This is a genomic window from Halobellus sp. EA9 (assembly GCF_051195055.1).
GTDB lineage: Archaea > Halobacteriota > Halobacteria > Halobacteriales > Haloferacaceae > Haloquadratum > Haloquadratum rubicundus.
The window spans coordinates 24374-39686 of sequence record NZ_JBNTJW010000005.1; the positions used below are offsets into that span (position 1 = coordinate 24374).

Annotated in this window: 15 protein-coding genes and 2 tRNA genes; 8 read left to right on the forward strand and 9 right to left on the reverse strand. The window is 66.1% G+C overall.

Annotated features, from left to right (window positions below; genetic code table 11):
* The first annotated feature begins 68 nt into the window (after positions 1-68).
* Positions 69-554, forward strand: coding sequence for an Lrp/AsnC family transcriptional regulator (locus tag ACQUQ0_RS07590; protein ID WP_372389544.1), 486 nt, complete (start codon positions 69-71; stop codon positions 552-554).
* A gap of 31 nt (positions 555-585) precedes the next feature.
* Here ACQUQ0_RS07590 and ACQUQ0_RS07595 read toward each other — a convergent pair.
* Positions 586-659: transfer RNA gene (locus tag ACQUQ0_RS07595), tRNA-Lys, on the reverse strand.
* Between the two features lie 122 nt (positions 660-781).
* Between ACQUQ0_RS07595 and ACQUQ0_RS07600 the strand changes: the two genes are divergently transcribed.
* The 3 genes from ACQUQ0_RS07600 (at position 782) to ACQUQ0_RS07610 (ending at position 4223) form a co-directional block, all read left to right on the forward strand.
* Positions 782-2236 (forward strand): DHH family phosphoesterase, encoded by a 1455-nt coding sequence (locus ACQUQ0_RS07600; RefSeq protein WP_435184313.1) that lies wholly within the window; start codon positions 782-784, stop codon positions 2234-2236.
* A gap of 41 nt (positions 2237-2277) precedes the next feature.
* Entirely contained in the window at positions 2278-2709 is a 432-nt protein-coding gene (locus tag ACQUQ0_RS07605; protein WP_372389549.1) for an SRPBCC family protein, read from the forward strand.
* A 173-nt stretch (positions 2710-2882) separates the two neighbouring features.
* The gene (locus ACQUQ0_RS07610; protein WP_435184316.1) at positions 2883-4223 is read left to right on the forward strand and encodes a hypothetical protein; all 1341 of its coding nucleotides are present in this window, start codon (positions 2883-2885) and stop codon (positions 4221-4223) included.
* Between the two features lie 265 nt (positions 4224-4488).
* Here ACQUQ0_RS07610 and ACQUQ0_RS07615 read toward each other — a convergent pair.
* Positions 4489-4571: transfer RNA gene (locus ACQUQ0_RS07615), tRNA-Leu, on the reverse strand.
* Positions 4572-4653: 82 nt separating this feature from the next.
* On the opposite strand from ACQUQ0_RS07615, the gene ACQUQ0_RS07620 reads away from it, so the two are divergent.
* Positions 4654-4962, forward strand: a complete 309-nt coding sequence (locus tag ACQUQ0_RS07620; protein WP_435184319.1) for a transcription initiation factor IIB family protein — start codon at positions 4654-4656, stop codon at positions 4960-4962.
* A gap of 22 nt (positions 4963-4984) precedes the next feature.
* Here ACQUQ0_RS07620 and ACQUQ0_RS07625 read toward each other — a convergent pair whose 3' ends face one another.
* Complete coding sequence (locus ACQUQ0_RS07625) at positions 4985-5488, reverse strand: phosphopantetheine adenylyltransferase (protein WP_435184321.1); 504 nt, start codon at positions 5486-5488, stop codon at positions 4985-4987.
* Between the two features lie 58 nt (positions 5489-5546).
* Positions 5547-5972, reverse strand: a complete 426-nt coding sequence (locus ACQUQ0_RS07630; protein WP_435184322.1) for a Tfx family DNA-binding protein — start codon at positions 5970-5972, stop codon at positions 5547-5549.
* 60 nt (positions 5973-6032) lie between these two features.
* Here ACQUQ0_RS07630 and ACQUQ0_RS07635 point away from each other — a divergent pair, with 60 nt between their 5' ends.
* The 3 genes from ACQUQ0_RS07635 to ACQUQ0_RS07645 are packed head-to-tail and all read left to right on the forward strand — an operon-like array spanning position 6033 to position 8765.
* Positions 6033-6953: an extracellular solute-binding protein gene (locus ACQUQ0_RS07635; RefSeq protein ID WP_435184323.1), complete on the forward strand. Its 921-nt coding sequence runs from the start codon at positions 6033-6035 to the stop codon at positions 6951-6953.
* Positions 6928-7737, forward strand: coding sequence for an ABC transporter permease subunit (locus tag ACQUQ0_RS07640; protein WP_435184600.1), 810 nt, complete (start codon positions 6928-6930; stop codon positions 7735-7737). The genes ACQUQ0_RS07635 and ACQUQ0_RS07640 overlap by 26 nt, the downstream gene beginning before the upstream one ends.
* Before the next feature lie 2 nt (positions 7738-7739).
* Entirely contained in the window at positions 7740-8765 is a 1026-nt protein-coding gene (locus tag ACQUQ0_RS07645; protein WP_435184326.1) for an ABC transporter ATP-binding protein, read from the forward strand.
* Between the two features lie 137 nt (positions 8766-8902).
* Here the strand turns inward: ACQUQ0_RS07645 and ACQUQ0_RS07650 are convergent, their stop codons facing one another.
* From ACQUQ0_RS07650 to ACQUQ0_RS07670, 5 genes are all read right to left on the reverse strand, one after another.
* Positions 8903-9973, reverse strand: a complete 1071-nt coding sequence (locus ACQUQ0_RS07650; protein ID WP_435184328.1) for a tyrosine-type recombinase/integrase — start codon at positions 9971-9973, stop codon at positions 8903-8905.
* On the reverse strand, positions 9963-10406 hold the full coding sequence (locus ACQUQ0_RS07655) for a DUF5805 domain-containing protein (RefSeq protein WP_435184331.1): 444 nt from the start codon (positions 10404-10406) through the stop codon (positions 9963-9965). Before ACQUQ0_RS07655 ends, ACQUQ0_RS07650 begins: the two co-directional genes overlap by 11 nt.
* Before the next feature lie 1273 nt (positions 10407-11679).
* The gene (locus ACQUQ0_RS07660) at positions 11680-13173 is read right to left on the reverse strand and encodes an MATE family efflux transporter (RefSeq protein WP_435184332.1); all 1494 of its coding nucleotides are present in this window, start codon (positions 13171-13173) and stop codon (positions 11680-11682) included.
* Between the two features lie 143 nt (positions 13174-13316).
* Positions 13317-14411, reverse strand: coding sequence for a putative sulfate/molybdate transporter (locus ACQUQ0_RS07665; protein WP_435184334.1), 1095 nt, complete (start codon positions 14409-14411; stop codon positions 13317-13319).
* Positions 14412-14587: 176 nt separating this feature from the next.
* The gene (locus ACQUQ0_RS07670; protein ID WP_435184335.1) at positions 14588-15274 is read right to left on the reverse strand and encodes a TOBE domain-containing protein; all 687 of its coding nucleotides are present in this window, start codon (positions 15272-15274) and stop codon (positions 14588-14590) included.
* Between the last annotated feature and the right edge of the window lie 39 nt (positions 15275-15313).

Here is a 15313-nt window from a genome sequence, read left to right on the forward strand (position 1 = left end):
GACATATATCGGGCCTCTGACAGGCGCAATATACAACTAACGCGGGCCGAAACGGACCCCATCGGAATATGGACGAACGCGACATCCGCCTCCTGAAAGCTATCTCGGACCTCGGGACAGGCAGTCCGGAACGGCTCCACGAAGAGACCGACATCCCGGTCTCGACGATCCACTACCGCCTGAACAACCTCCGCGAGGCGGGCATCATCGAGAACGACCTCTACGACATCGACCTCGAAGCCGTCGGCCTCGGCGTGACCGTCATCGTGGAACTGCTGACGGACTACAACGGCTCACACCACGACTTCGAGGACAAGATCCTCGACGTCGAGGGCGTCTCGCAGGCGTACTTCACGATGGGCGAGACCGACTTCGTCGTGATCGCACACCTCCCCGACCAGGAGATGGTCGAGCGGCTCATCACCGACCTGGAGACCATCGAGGAGATCCGGCGGACGAACTCGACGTTCGTCGTCTCGTCGCTCCGACACAGCACGCGAGCGTTCGAACACTACGATCTGGAGACGCTCCTGGAGGAACTGGCCGACGAATGAAACTTCCCGCTCACTGTCGTTCGCAACAGAACGGGCCGGACGCGATTTGAACGCGCGACCGTCTGATTAAGAGTCAGACGCTCTGCCGGACTGAGCTACCGGCCCACTGCAATCGATCATTTCGGTGGGGTAAGTAAAGATGTTTCCTTTCGGCCGGCGGGCTCGGATATGCGGAAGCCGCGCGAACGAGTGCTGTTAAGTGGCGGCCGACCGCAGTGGTCCACACAATGAGCGCCGGGGTCACTATCTCGTCGATGTCGTCGTACGCGATCCTCGGGTGCGGGAGCGTCGGCTACGCCGTCGCGGAGGATCTCGTCGAGGACGGCAAGGACGTCCTCATCCTCGACAAGGACGAGAGCCGGGTCGAGTCACTCCGCGATCAGGACCTGAACGCACAGCGGACCGACATCGCGGATCCGGACGTCGTCGACGCGGTCGAAGACCGCGACGTCGTTCTCATCCTCGCGTCCGACGTCGAAGCGAACAAGGCCGCGGTGTCGGCGATCCGCGAGCGCGGCGGCGACCAGTTCGTCGTCGTCCGCGCTTCGGACCCCGTCTCGGAGGACGAACTCTCCGAGCTGGGCGCCGACGTCGTGATCAACCCCTCGGAGGTCATCGCCGACTCCGCGCTCCGCTCGCTGGAGTCAGGCGAACTGGAGTACAAGGCCCGCCAGCTCGCGGAGGTCCTCGAAAGCGCCGACGAGGGGCTCGCGGTCCTCACCCACGACAACCCAGACCCCGACTCGATCGCCTCCGCGGTCGCGTTGCAGGCGATCGCCCGCGAGCACGGCATCGACGCCGTGATCAACTACGACGGCGAGATCGGCCAGCAGGAGAACCGCGCCTTCGTGAATCTCCTCGGCATCGAACTCGTGCCGCTCTCGGAGGGCAGGCCGCTCTCGGAGTACGGCGCGGTCGCGCTCGTCGACCACATGAAATCGGGCGATCCCGAACTCGACGTCGACGTCGACATCTTCATCGACCACTACGAGCCCGAGGAGGCGATCGAGGCTGCATTCACCGACGTCCGGCCGAACGTCTCCTCGACGTCGACGATCCTCACGAAGTACCTCCAGGAGTTCGACATCTCGCCGAGCGAGGCGGTCGCCACGGCGCTCCTGTACGGGATCCGCTCGGAGACGCTCGACTTCAAGCGCGAGACCACGCCCGCGGACCTGACCGCCGCGGCGTACCTCTATCCCTTCGCCAACCACGACACGCTCGAACAGGTCGAGTCGCCGTCGATGTCGCCGGAGACGCTCGACGTCCTCGCGGAGGCCATCCAGAACCGGGAGGTCCAGGGAAGCCACCTCGTCTCGAACGCGGGCTTCATCCGCGACCGCGACGCGCTCGGACAGGCCGCCCAGCACCTCCTCAAATTGGAGGGGATCACAACCACGGCGGTCTTCGGGATCGCCGACGACCGGATCTACCTCTCGGCCCGCTCGAAGGACATCCGGATGAACATCGGGAAGATCCTCGAAGACGCCTTCGCGGAGATCGGCGAGACGGGCGGCCACTCCACCCAGGGCGACGTCGAGATCCCGCTGGGCATCTTCACGGGGATCGAGACGAGCGACGACAACCGCGACACGCTCCTCAAGCTCACCGAGGAGGCCGTCCGGCGGAAGCTCTTCGAGGCCATGGGCGTCGAGAGCGCCGAAAGTGGGAACGGAAGCTGACGGGCGTCGGGCTTTTCTCCGTCACCGCGCTACCGTGGGGTATGAAGGCCTCTGCCGAGATCGTCGTCGACCGACCGCGAGAAGCCGTCTTCGAGTACATGGACGTCCCCGAGAACCAGGCGCGGATCTCGCCCCGCCTCTCGGCGGTCGAGACCCTGGGAACGCTCGACAACGGCGGGAAGCGGGCGTCGTACACCTACCGCCTGGGGCTCGGCTTCGACGGCGAGGTCCGCGGCGTCGTCCACGAGCCGCCGGAGCGGGTCGTCTTCGAGATGGACGGCGACATCGAGGGCCGGATCGAGTGGACGTTCGAGGAGGACGACGGCGGGACGCGCGTCACCTACACGGCCGAGTACGACCTCGGGCTGCCGACGGCGCTCGACCTCCTCCTCAGGCCGCTCACGAACCGGTACAACCGCCGGGAGCTGGAGCGGACGCTGGCGAACCTCGCGGACAGACTGGCCGACGACTGATAGCGACTACTCTCACTGTTTCCCGCCGAACGCCACCCCCGGCGACGGCGTTTGGCGGGAAGAGACGAGAATAATCACTGCGAGAACGGATCCGTCCCGCCGGGAGCGGGTGCTGCGGCCGCAAGCGGCAAATGAGTTCGGTCCTCAGGGATCGCAACCGGATACCGTCCCGTATGACCCACCCCACGCCGATCCCGCCGGACGTCTTCGCCGACGCAGTCGCGCGATTGGACGAGTCCGAACTCGCCGCGTTCGTCGGCGCGCTCCAGCGGGGGACGAGCGGGGACGTCGCGGTCGAGATCGATCCCCCGTACGTCACCGTCGGGAGCGAGGATATCCGGACGACAGTCCTCGTGGCGGGCGCGTCGGGCGAACCCGGCCGATCGACGGACGCCGATCGGATCGTCCGGCCTGTCGAGGACGACGCGGCTGCGGCCGACCCGTCGGTTCTCACGCCCTCGGACCTTCGGGAGCAGTTGCTGTACGGACTCGCTCCCGAGGAGGCCGAGGCGGTCTGCGAGGAGTTCCTCGAGACGGCCGCGCGGTCTGTGTCCTACGCCTCCGAGACCGCCGAATCGACGGGGGCCGAGCGGACCGTGGACGCGACGACCGGCGAATCGAGGTCCGGAGCGGGAGCGTCCGGCGGCCGTCAGAGCCGGTCGTCGCAATCGAGAGGATCGAAGCGGGAGTCGGCCTCGACGGGTCCGCGCGGAAGGGACGCTGACGAGAGGTCGGACTCCCGGAGGCACCCGACGACCGCGACGCGCCTGTCGAATGCAGTCAGTTCACGGCGTGCGGTCGTGGTTGCCCTCGTCCTCCTCGTCGCCGCGGGCGGTGTGGCCTCCGTGGCCGATCGGCCGCTCGGCGACGCCGCGGGACTGCTCTCGGGATCCGCCGGCGACGGCGGTGAGTCGCTGACAGGACCGGAGGGGGAAGTGACCGGCGCCGCTCCCGCGACGGGGACGGCGACGACCGAAGAGCCTGGGACTTCGACCGGTGCCGGAATGGAAGCCGAGGTCCTCGACGACGGGACGAACGGGAGCGAGGCGGGCGTTCAGGACGGGGTCTCGGAACGCGAGCGACACTTCAGGCCGGAACCGACGTGTACGCGCTCGTTCCTGTTGGTCACGCAGATCCAGATGAACGCGCTGCGGTACAACGACAACGAGACCGACGCGGGCATCCGGACGGTCCGGCGGTTCGCCTCGCCCACGAACCGCCGCGCCATCGGGAGCTTCCGCGAGTACGCCGAGGTGATCCGCAGCCCGAGCTACGCGGCGATGCTCACCTACGAGAGCGTGCAGTACGATCCGGTCCGCACCGGCGAACGCACTGCACAGGTGCGGGTCGTGACGCGCGAAAACGACACCGTGACCGGACGCTACGCGTTCTTCCTGCGGAAGGTCGGTGACGGGGAGTACGACGGTTGCTGGATGACTGACGCCGTGCTGACGCAGTCGACGGTGGTCCTCGATGCCGATCCCGTCGCGAGCGAGGGGTCTATCGGCGCTTGAGGCCGTGTGGATGCGACTCGGTCCGAGATCGGCCTCGCTCTCGCTGGGTTGTTCTCCGATGATCCAGTTATTCGGCGTGATCGGTAGGTCTTGTAGGCTGATTTCATTTTCTGGTCCTACCGAAGCAAAAACCGACGGACCGTGTCGAGGTCAGATGCGCGGGACAGGATTCGAACCACGGTCGCTCTGCTCGCTCCGCTCACGTCGCTCCCTGATTCGAATCCTTCGGAACGATATTCGTCCTCGCTGTCGCTCGGACAGAATATGCGCGGGACAGGATTCGAACCTGCGGACCCCTATGGGACAGCGTCCTAAGCGCTGCGCCTTTGACCGCTTGGCTACCCGCGCGCAGACGCCACTACACCCAAGTCCCAAATCAACCTATCGCTCCGCGCGGAGGATTCTTATACGGTCCCGACCCACTCCGGGTGTGTACAGCGCCCGCGACCGCGTCGCCAACGAGGAGTGGCTGGCCCGCATCGAACAGGCGGCCGATCGCCTGGACCTCGGGTCGGAAGCCCGCTCGTTCGCGACGGATATGTTCCTCTCGGAGGTCCCGGACGAGGAGCGATCGAAGCGGGCGATCGCCGCCGCGAGCCTCTATGCGGGCGCGCTGATCGCCGGCGAGGAGCGCTCGCAGTCGCGCGTCGCCGACGCGATGGACGTCAGTCGGCTCAGCGTCCAACAGAACTGGAAGCCCGTCCTCGAAGCGGCGGGGTTCCGGCCGCCGTCGTGGTGAGGTCTCGGGGCCGAACCGACCGTCATCCGTCTGCGCTCGGCCGCTCCGCCCCGCGGCCCTCGCGCTCCGGGGTTATGTTGCCGTGGCGGTCGATCTCGCCTTTGACGATCCGAGTCGAGGAGATCCGCTCGCCGTCCTCCGCGGTGACGTGATCGACGACTTCGATCTCCAGCGGGTCGCAGCCGCGTTCGCGCCGGATCTCGTTGATCCGCTCGCCACCGTCTTTGGTCTCCGGAGAGACGATCAGGTAGTCGAACTGCTTTTCGGTGGCGATCCCGGTCGGTTCGGTCAGCTCCCGGACCTCGAAGTCGCGGTCGTGCGCCTCCGCGAGCGGCTCCAACTCGGCGACGAGGTCGCGCTTCCGCTCGTCGAACGGTCGGACGTAGCGGTCGACGTGGCGGGTCTTCGGCGCGAGTTCGTCGCTCGTCAGCCCGACGGTGACGTCACCCAACTCGAAGGCGCGCTCGAAGAGCGCGTGGTGGCCGTCGTGGACCGGATCGAACGTCCCGCCCAGAGCGACGTGCATATCCGGCCGAGGTCCTCCCGGAACTTAAACGGGACGGGTCCGGGCCGACGGTCTGCGGTCACGACTCGTCGGCGAACACCCGCACCTCGCCGTCACTCGTTAGCCCCACGCTGACCGCGGCGTTCAGCATGTTCTCGTTCGCGACGTCGCCGAGGACGCCGTAGAGGTGGGCGTACAGTTCCGGCCGGCAGTAATCGACTTTCAGACCGGCCTCATCGCCGCGCTCGTAGATGCGATCGACGAGGTCCTCGAAGCACGTCCCCGCCGGTACCGTGAACCGCGCGGGCGCGCGGAGCGTCCGGACCAGATCTAGCGTCCGGCGCGCTTTCTCGACGTTGTCCTCTGCGGCCCGTTCGATGGCGCTCACGTTCGAGTCGGTCGTGCCGAGTTCCGCTGCGACCTCCCGCTGTGTCCGCCCGCGCTCGCGGAGCTCCAGCACCTCCACCTGTCGATCGGTCAGGATCGTCGCCCCGGGGTCGGTCATACCCTGTCAAACAGATCCGTTTGAGGTAAGTTTATTGGTCAAACAGAATATGTTGCCCCTATGCCGACTTCCCCGCACCGTCCCGTCCGCCGTCGGTCCGTTCTCGCGGGTATCGGGGCCGCGTTCGGGGGCGTCGCGGGCTGTGTGGGGACCTCGGGAGGCTCAGGAGGGACAGAGACCGTCTCGATGCTCGCCGCGGGCAGCCTGAACAACGCATTGGAGAACGGTCTCCGGCCGGCCGTCGACGCGCGACTCCGCGTCGAGTCTCACGGCTCGGCGCGGGTCGCTCGCCTCGTCGCGGAGGGACAGAAGGATCCCGACATCGTGTCCGTGGCGGACGTGGCGCTGTTCGACGGCCCGCTCGATCCCGAGTGGTACGCGGAGTTCGCTACGAACGCGATCGTCGTCGCCTACAACCCCGAGACCGAGGGCGGACGGCGCGTGGCCGACGCCGGCCGCGAGGGGTGGTATCGGCCGATCCTGGCGGGCGCGGTCGATCTCGGTCGGACCGACCCCGACCTCGATCCGCTCGGCTACCGGACGCTCTTCGCGCTCGATCTCGCGACCGGCCACTACGGCACCGAACGGGACCTCCGGACTGCGATTCCGGAGCGGGACCAGATCTACCCCGAGACCCAACTCATCAGCCAGTTCGAGACGGGCTCGATCGACGCCGCGATCGCCTACCGCAGTATGGCCGTCGAGCGCGACTACGACTACCTCGATCTGCCCGCCGAGATCGACCTCAGCGATCCCGCGTTCGCGGAGTCGTACGCGACGTCGACCTACGAACTCCCGAGCGGGACGGTAATCGAGGGCGGCCCGATCAGTTACGGCTCGACGATCAGACGCGACGGGCCCTCCGTCCGCGACGTCTTCGAGGCGCACGTCGCGGGCGAATACCTCCCGGCGTATGGATTCGACCGGCCCGATGACTACCCCCGATACAGTGGAAATGCTCCCGGCGAAATCGCGGGCTAGGTCGATCGAGGGGCGGCTCGACTGGCTCTCGGTGGTGTTCGTTCTCGGTGCGGTGCTTCTGGTGTACTACCTGTTTCCGCTGGTGTCGCTCCTCGTGAGCCAGCCGCCGGCGGCCGTGATCCGCCGCCTGTCGAGTCCGGACGTCGTCGCCGCAGCGACGACCTCGCTGCTCGCCGCGACCGCGAGCGCCGCCATCGCGACCGCGTTCGGACTCCCGCTCGCTTACTGGCTCGCACGCGCGGACGGGCGGATCGAGACCCTGGTGACCGCGCTCGTGGTCCTGCCGCTCGTCCTCCCGCCGATCGTCAGCGGGATGGTGCTTCTCACCGTGGTCGGCCCCGAGACGCTCGTCGGGCGGCTCGCCGCGGCGAACGGCCTCCCGCTGACGCGCTCGCTCGCCGGCGTCGTCCTCGCGCAGACGTTCGTCGCCTCGCCGTTCGTCGTCGTCACCGCGAAGGCCGCCTTCGAGAGCGTCGACCGCAGCCTCGAATACGCCTCGCGGTCGCTGGGAAAGAGCCGGCTCGTCACGGTCAGGCGCGTGACGCTTCCGCTGGCCTGGCCGGGCATCCTCGCGGGGATCACGCTGGCGTTCGCGCGCTCGATCGGCGAGTTCGGCGCGACGATTATGCTGGCGTACTACCCGCGGACGATGCCCGTCCAGATCTGGGTCTCGTTCACGACGCTCGGCCTCGATCGGGCGTTTCCCACCGCCGTCGTCCTCGTCGCGATCGCCGTCGCGACGCTCGTCGTGCTCAACGCCCTCGGACGGAATCCACTGGAGTAGCGATGCTCGAACTCACAGACCTCACGAAGCGCTACGACGGGTTCGCGTTCGGCCCTCTCGATCTGACCGTCGAGGACGACGTCCTCGCGGTCCTCGGCCCCTCGGGGAGCGGTAAGACGACGTTGCTGTCGCTGATCGCCGGGATCGTCGAACCGGACGGCGGAACGCTCGAACTGCGCGGACGGTCGCTCGTCGGCACGCCGCTCGAATCCCGACGGACCGGACTCGTGTTTCAGGACGGCGCGCTGTTCCCGCATATGACCGCGCGTGAGAACGTCAGGTACGCGGCCGCGGACTCCGAGCGCATCGACGAACTGGCCGAACGCCTCGAAATCAGCGGCATCCTCCACCGCAAGCCCGGGCAGCTGTCGGGCGGCGAGCGCCAACGGGTGGCCCTTGCCCGAACGCTCGCCGCCGACCCGGACGTGTTGCTCTTGGACGAACCGCTATCGAGCCTCGACGCGCCGATCAGACGCCGCCTCCGGAGCGAACTCCACGCGCTCTTCGAATCGCTTTCGATTCCGGTGGTCTATGTGACCCACGACCAACGCACGGCGACCGCACTCGGCGACCGAATGGCGATCTTTCGAGACGGCCGGATCGAACAGATCGGCGACGCCGAGCGCGTGCTCTGTGAACCCGCGAACGAGTTCGTCGCCCGGTTCACCGGCACCGAGAACGTGTTCGACGCCGTCGGCGACGGCCGGTCGATCCGAGTAGGCGACCGCACACTCGACGTCGACGAATCCGTCCCGGAGGGAGCGTCCGTGACGGCCTGTGTCCATCCCTCCCGCATCGGACTCGCCTCGCCGGACGACCGAACCGACGACGAGGCGACTACCCTCCCGGGAACGGTGGACCACTGGCTGAACGAGGGCGGAGAGTACCGGGTCGTCGTCGATGTCGAAGGGGTCCCGGCACCGATCGTCGCGGCGGTCCAGCCGCCCGTGTTCGAGGCGTTGCGCGCGGCCGACGGGTCAGCCGTCCGCGTCGTGATTCCCCGCTCTTCCGTTCATCTCATCCGATAGCGATCCCCTACTTCGGCGTTTTGACCCCGAAAACCGTAGAATTCTGGATATCTGATCTCGAACTGATCGTGGATCCACTCATCGAATTCTATATAGCGAAATAAAATTTATCAGTCGCTCTCCGAACGGCTTTCGTATCAGTACAACGAATAGATCTGGCGCTCGTAGGTCTCTCGGACCCGATCGCCCCAGTTGTGGGTGTACGTGTCGATGATGTCGCCGCCGACGTCGCCGCGGAGGTACTTGACGATCCCCCGGTCGCCGGTCCGGTCTCGGAGGTGCGTCGTGAAGAAGTGCCGGAAATAGTGCGGAGTGACGTTCTCGTCGGCCCCGCCGCCGGATCGATGCCAGCCGGCGGTCTTCGCGTGGCGTTCGACGATGTGATGGACCATATCCGGCGTCAGCCGCGCGCCCCAGGTACCCGACGTGCTGGCGAACAGGGGCTCCGCGGACGATCGTGTCGCCGGGCGCACGGCGAGCCAGCGACGAAGCGCCGTTTCGAGTTCCTCGTCCACCGGAACGACCGTCGCGCGCTTCCGCTTGTTGGACGCCGAGCGCTTCTCGTCGTTGAGGACTTCGCCCGCCGTGGGTTCGGCAGAGACGTACAGCGACGGTCCGCGGCCGTCAAGCTGCGTCCGGGAGACCACGTCGTCGTTCGTGACAGCACGCAGCGGTGTATCTTCGGCTAGGGAGACGTCGCGCAAATCCAGATTGCAGAGTTCGCCGACCCGCATTCCGGTCTTCAGGAGTGTACAGACCACCGCGTGGTCGAGCGGATGGGCGACGTCGCGGACGAACTCCCGCATCGCCGGCAGGGAGATCTCACGGCGAGACGGGTCGGTGTCGATCTGTTCGTCCATCTCCTCCATCACGAGCGCCATCGGATTCGAATCGAAGGTCCCGACCTGCGTCAGATACGCGTAGAAGCGATGAAGGTACGAGGCGTACGTCGCGATTGTGCTGTCGGCCGCGTCGGAACGCCTGAGCGTATGGATCCAGGCCATACAGTCCCGATAGGTGGCCTCAGCGACGTCTATCGAGGCGTTCTGTGGATTCGCGTCGGGATCGGCGAGGAATGCCTCATACCGTCTGAGAACCCGCTCATACGCCTCACGAGTCCTTTCTGACTTCCCGTGGTAGGTCATATCCTCCAGGAAGTAGGCGATCGGGTCTTCGGGCCGCTCTGCGGTGACCGATTCACCGCTCATCGACGTCCTCCGCGGACTCCGCGAGGGTGTACCCGCCGTGACGACCGCTGTACTGCACGGCGTTCGACGCCTGTAACTCCTGGAGCGTCGCGTCGAGTCGATCTTCGATGTCGTCTGTCAGCTCCGCCAGCAGTTCGTCCCACGAACGGTACTCGGATGCCGAGAGGACGCGCTTGACGCGGCGCTCGAAGGCGTCCTCCGGATCGTTGGTCCGGTCGGACTCGGGGGTCGACGCTCCGGAACCGGCCTCGTCTTCGTCTGTCGTCAACGAGGGGACCTCGAAGTCCCGCCGTCCGGCCTGGACCATCGTACGAACGAACTCGCTTTGGCTCATTCCCAGCTCCTCGGCGTGGGTCGCCCACCGCTCCTTCTGATATGCCGGCACGTACGTCATCACCGTGGTCCGCTCTGTCTCCGATTCCTCGGTCGACATAGAACCGACTGCGAACGCGATCCACTTCAGTGTTTGCAGATACCAGGATAAGGGAGATTAGGTGTGCTAGTGAATGCGTCAAACGGGGGATTGAGTTTAATTATTTGTCTGAATACAAGCAAATTTAGCAATAAAAATAGTACCTACACATCTAGTATTAGTTGGGTACAAAAGGTCATAGTATGGCTGGGAAATCCCGCTGTTTCTTCGATCACGATTTCCGATGAACAACTTCGATTCGGTGTCGACGGGAACGAAAATCCAAAATCGGATCGGGGGTCTTCGGAGCGTTACCCCAGGGATCGATGGGGTGAAGAAGCCCTTCCAGATGTGAGGTCTGAAAAACAGTTTCGCCCCGAATTGACGTGATTTCTCGAACGCATCGTTCTTGACTCATACTGTCGGACACAACTGTTTCAATCAAGATATTCGCCGCCCCGGGCGGCGAAATTCTTCACGACTTGTGTCCGACAGTATCAATCACGTAGTGTTGAAATCGCGAACAGCTATCCTCCAGGATTGGTCCAACGAGAATTCGACGGACCGTGAACGACACCCGTCTCCTGACTTCCGACGATAGTTCGTGACTGGAGTTCGCACTCGATCGGTGAGAGGTCAGATTTTCGGATGCTTCCATATGGTGACTGACGTTCGGTTCCGGACCACCCACTGACTCGATAGCGAGCGCGGTGAATCTCATTAGAGCGCATCAAGCCATCAGCGAGTGGGATTCTTCGTAGATACAGCCGATCTTCGGAGTCCGTGTGCAGTGTAGACGTGCGGAATCCTGGCCGACTACTACCACTAAGCTGGCTGCTGGGGACTATGACTCAGCTCTCACACACAGGATCCAAAGCGGTCTTCACGAGAGGGTAGCGTCTATCGATCCCGACGCACGACGGATCTCCGAACGCTGAACGGGTCTGCGTCATCCGTTTTTGTATTTTATTCCCTTCTAGTATCGATCGACAGTAATATTTGGTAACATCCTACATATCCACGACTGTCTTCGCTCGCACTTGTAAATCATATATTGCTATATCGATTGTCCGGTGCTCACGCTATGCAATTTGATTGTGAATTGGTACATCCGTGACGCGACCGAGTGACAGGAATTCGGATCGTCCGGATCCTACCGATCGCCGAATGAGATCGGTAAAATCGGTCACTTACCCTCGTTCACGGACAATAACGCCAGAATCGATCACCGAGAGCCATCAAGAGAGTCGGATGGAAGAAGGCAGGGGCCGTGACGAGCGGTCCGGCAGTAAACTCAATCGTCCGCCGGCATTTCCCGTTCGCGGCCTCGCTCGATCACGCCGTCGGTCCAGGTGCCACGCCGGAAGTACAGTCCCGAGATGAGCACCACCGCGACGTTGGCGAGGGCGATCCCGTACCAGACGCCGGTCGCGCCGAGATCGAACCACGCGAGCAGGACGTACGCCGGCGGCACGCGGAGGAGAATGAGCCCGAGCACGCCGAAGATCATCGCCAGTCGAGTGCTCCCGCTCCCGCGATAGGCGCCCTGGAGGACGTGGAACACGCCGAGGAAGGCGTACGTCGCGCCGACGATGCGGAGGTACTCGGCCCCGACCGCGACGACGCGTGCGGCGTCGGGGCCGGTGATGAAGACGTCGACGATTGCGGCCGCGCCGAGATACACGATCACGGAGACGACGGCGAGCACGACGGCGGTGATGGCAGCGCTCGCGACGACCGACCGCTTCGCCCGGTCGGGCTGCTCCGCGCCGAGGTTCTGCCCGACGATCGTCTCCGTCCCGCGCGCAAGGCCGAGCGCGGGCAACACGACGAGCGAGGTGACCCGTGTTCCGATTCCGTAGGCCGCGACCGCGTCGGCGCCAGCGAGTGCGACGAGCGCGGTGACGACCGTCACGCCCAGGGACTGGGTGCTCATCTCGACGCTGGCCGGGCCGCCGATCCGGACGATCTTCCGGATCGTCTCGCGCGTGGGAACGAAATCACGCGGTGCGAGGTGGATCCCGACGCGGCCGGAGAGCAAGAGCCCGATCGCGACGACGGCCCCGAGGCCCCGCGAGGCGATCGTCGCGATCGCCGCGCCCTGGACGCCGAAGCCGGTGAATCCGGTCGCGGCGAACAGGTCCGCTTGCAGCGCCGTCAGGCCCGCGACCTCGAACAGGAGATTGTCCTGGAAGCCGAGGATCAGGAAGGGATCGGCGACCACGTTGAGCACGACGCCGAGGAGCATCAGGTACAGCGGCGTGCGGGTGTCGCCCCAGCCCTGGAGGAGCGACTGGAAGATGAAGAAGCCGAAGACGAACGGGATCCCCAGAAACATCGTCCGCGTGTAGGTCACAGAGAGGGCGAACACCTCGGTCCCGGGCGTCGCGCCGATCAGTCCGAGCAGCCACGGCGCCAGCGCGTAGCCGACCACCGAGAGCAAGACCGACGCCCCGATGACGAACGCGATCGTCTGTCCGGCGACCGCGCTGATCCGATCGAGGTTGCCCGCGCCCTTGTTCTGAGCGACGAGGACCGTCCCGGCGACGGTGAAGCCGGCGGCGAGGGTGATGATCAGAAAGACGATCGCCCACGAGAACGAGAGCGCGCTGACCGCATCCTGACCCAGTCGACCGACCCAGAAGGTGTCCGCGAGGTTGTATGCGACCTGCAGGAGGTTCGTGAGCACGATCGGCAGCGACAGCACCACGAGCGGCTTGAGCAGGGGGCCGTCGGTGACGTTCACCGCGCGCCGCCCGCCCGAGTCGGGGGCGTCGCTCCCGCTCATCGTTCCGCTCCCGTCGAGAGCGCGTCGTCGGTCGGAGGGCGAGCGCGGCGGACCAGTTGCAGTGCCGTCGTCAACGTAGTAGTGGTATCAGGTCCCGCTGGATAGCGGTTGCGTTCCGCGCCCGCGAGGACGTCGCGGACGCGTCACGCGTCGGCGACGCGTCGGCGGAGACGGGCGGCGACGACGCCGACCACGAACGCGATCCCGACGTTCGTCGCCACGCCGAGGAGGCCGACCCCGACGGTGATCGGGAGGTCGTCCGTATCCAGGCCGGCTCGGCCCAGTTCGACGGCGATGACCGCGAGGACGACACCCAGCATCGAGAGGGGAAAGGCGGCCACCACGCCGACCGCGACGACGGCCGCGAGCGCGTAGAGGACGCCGAGGATCACGTTCGCGCCGGCGGTCCGGGCGCCGAAGGCGTATTTCCCGGCGACGCCGCCGCTGCCGTGGCACATCGGCATCGCGCCGACGGGGACCGCGAGGAGGTTCATCGCGCCCATACTGCTCGCGAGGTCGTCGGCGGAGACGTCGGCGTCGAAGTAGTCCGAGAGCAGGAGCGACGTCGCCACGGCGGCGTTGCCGACGGTCATCGCGAGCTGGCCGACGGTCGCGCCGACGGCGTCGGTCGAGAGCGCGACGGCGCCGGGGGAGACGAACGCGAGCGTCGGGAGGTGCGGGCTCGGCATCCCGGTCTCGGCGAGTGCGACGGCGATCCCGACGGCGAGGACCGCGAGCGTGCTGCCACGGCGGTATCCGACGGCGACAGTCCCGACGACGACGCCGACGGCCACGAGCGCGTACACCGGCCCGTCGAGGCTCAGTTCGACGCCCGTGCGGAGGAGCACGAGCCCGACCGCGAGCTGCACGCCGCGGATCACCGGCCGGTCGACGTAGCGCTCGATCCGGGCCAGCGTCCCCGTCGCGCCGACGGCAAGCAGCGTGACGCCCGCGAGCAGGCCGGCCGCCGCGAGCTCCGACGGCGTGAGCGAGCCCGCGATCACGAGCGCGGCGAGCGCCTTCATCGGCTCGACGGAGATCGGGAGCCCGTAGTAGACGCCCCAGACGACCTGGAAGACCGCGAAACCGAGCAGCAACCGCGACAGCGAGAGGTCCGTGAGTGCCGCGACCGCGACGACGACCGGAAGAACAGTAACCGAATCTCCTAACGCCCCGGTCAGCTCGCTCCGGGAGAGCTCGACCCCCGAGAGCCGCCGGACGCGAGCGAGGTTCTCCATCACATTCGTACAGGATCCGGCCCCACATAACCGCTTGGTTCGGATGACGGATTCGGCTAGGAAGTCGATTCCGCGGCGTCAGGTCTGCGATCGCGATCAGTAGTGACGATTACTCATTCAGAAAACGAAACCACGTACGGTTTCGTTCGTCGAGGGCGACGACAGCGCACACGCGATCAGACGGAGATGCCGCGGGTCGCCGTCGCCTTGAACGAGATGACCACGTCGCTTCCGGGCGCCAGCCCCAACTTCTCGCGGCTGTCCTGGGTGACAAGCGCCAGGAGCGGCTCCCCAGTCCCGATATCGACAGCGATTCGGGCGATGCGCTCGCCCGACTCGACGCCGGTGACCGTCCCCGAAAAGCGGTTTCGCGCGCTCGTGTGCTCGGGGACGGGGGTATCGGCGGGATCGGTCAGCGTCACGGCGTCGGCGCGGATCGACAGCTGCACCCGGCCCTCGCCCTCCGGGACGAGCGCGCGGACGGGTCCCGCGTCGGTGTCGACGGTGACGAGCTCGCCGTCCCGCGCCGTGATCTCGCCGGTCAGGACCGTCTCGGCGATGTCGGCGACGCCCTCGAAGCTCCGCTGGGTCCGCTCGAACGCCGTGAGGAGGTCCTTGGCGGTCTCGGTGAGTTCGCTCCCGCCGCCGCCCGACCCGCCGCGGCGGCGCTCGACGAGCGACCCGAACGCCTCTTCGAGTTCGACGACGCGCCGCTGGGCGTGCGCGTAGGACCGGCCGAGGACCTCCGCGGCGTGGTTCAGCGATCCCTCCCGGTCGATGGCGCGCAGGAGCGCGGCGTCGCGAGCGTCGAGCGTCACGCCGTCGTTCCGGATGTAGGCGTCGAACGAGGGGCGAACGTCCATAGATGTTCTTCGTGGCCGCGAGCAAAAGCATTATGTCTC

Bases quoted from the DNA above. Each gene is read 5' to 3' on its own strand.
- ACQUQ0_RS07590 (WP_372389544.1), top strand. From the start codon at position 69: ATGGACGAACGCGACATCCGCCTCCTGAAAGCTATCTCGGACCTCGGG.
- ACQUQ0_RS07600 (WP_435184313.1), top strand. From the start codon at position 782: ATGAGCGCCGGGGTCACTATCTCGTCGATGTCGTCGTACGCGATCCTC.
- ACQUQ0_RS07605 (WP_372389549.1), top strand. From the start codon at position 2,278: ATGAAGGCCTCTGCCGAGATCGTCGTCGACCGACCGCGAGAAGCCGTC.
- ACQUQ0_RS07610 (WP_435184316.1), top strand. From the start codon at position 2,883: ATGACCCACCCCACGCCGATCCCGCCGGACGTCTTCGCCGACGCAGTC.
- ACQUQ0_RS07625 (WP_435184321.1), bottom strand. From the start codon at position 5,488: ATGCACGTCGCTCTGGGCGGGACGTTCGATCCGGTCCACGACGGCCAC.
- ACQUQ0_RS07630 (WP_435184322.1), bottom strand. From the start codon at position 5,972: ATGACCGACCCCGGGGCGACGATCCTGACCGATCGACAGGTGGAGGTG.
- ACQUQ0_RS07635 (WP_435184323.1), top strand. From the start codon at position 6,033: ATGCCGACTTCCCCGCACCGTCCCGTCCGCCGTCGGTCCGTTCTCGCG.
- ACQUQ0_RS07640 (WP_435184600.1), top strand. From the start codon at position 6,928: ATGCTCCCGGCGAAATCGCGGGCTAGGTCGATCGAGGGGCGGCTCGAC.
- ACQUQ0_RS07645 (WP_435184326.1), top strand. From the start codon at position 7,740: ATGCTCGAACTCACAGACCTCACGAAGCGCTACGACGGGTTCGCGTTC.
- ACQUQ0_RS07650 (WP_435184328.1), bottom strand. From the start codon at position 9,973: ATGAGCGGTGAATCGGTCACCGCAGAGCGGCCCGAAGACCCGATCGCC.
- ACQUQ0_RS07655 (WP_435184331.1), bottom strand. From the start codon at position 10,406: ATGTCGACCGAGGAATCGGAGACAGAGCGGACCACGGTGATGACGTAC.
- ACQUQ0_RS07660 (WP_435184332.1), bottom strand. From the start codon at position 13,173: ATGAGCGGGAGCGACGCCCCCGACTCGGGCGGGCGGCGCGCGGTGAAC.
- ACQUQ0_RS07665 (WP_435184334.1), bottom strand. From the start codon at position 14,411: ATGGAGAACCTCGCTCGCGTCCGGCGGCTCTCGGGGGTCGAGCTCTCC.
- ACQUQ0_RS07670 (WP_435184335.1), bottom strand. From the start codon at position 15,274: ATGGACGTTCGCCCCTCGTTCGACGCCTACATCCGGAACGACGGCGTG.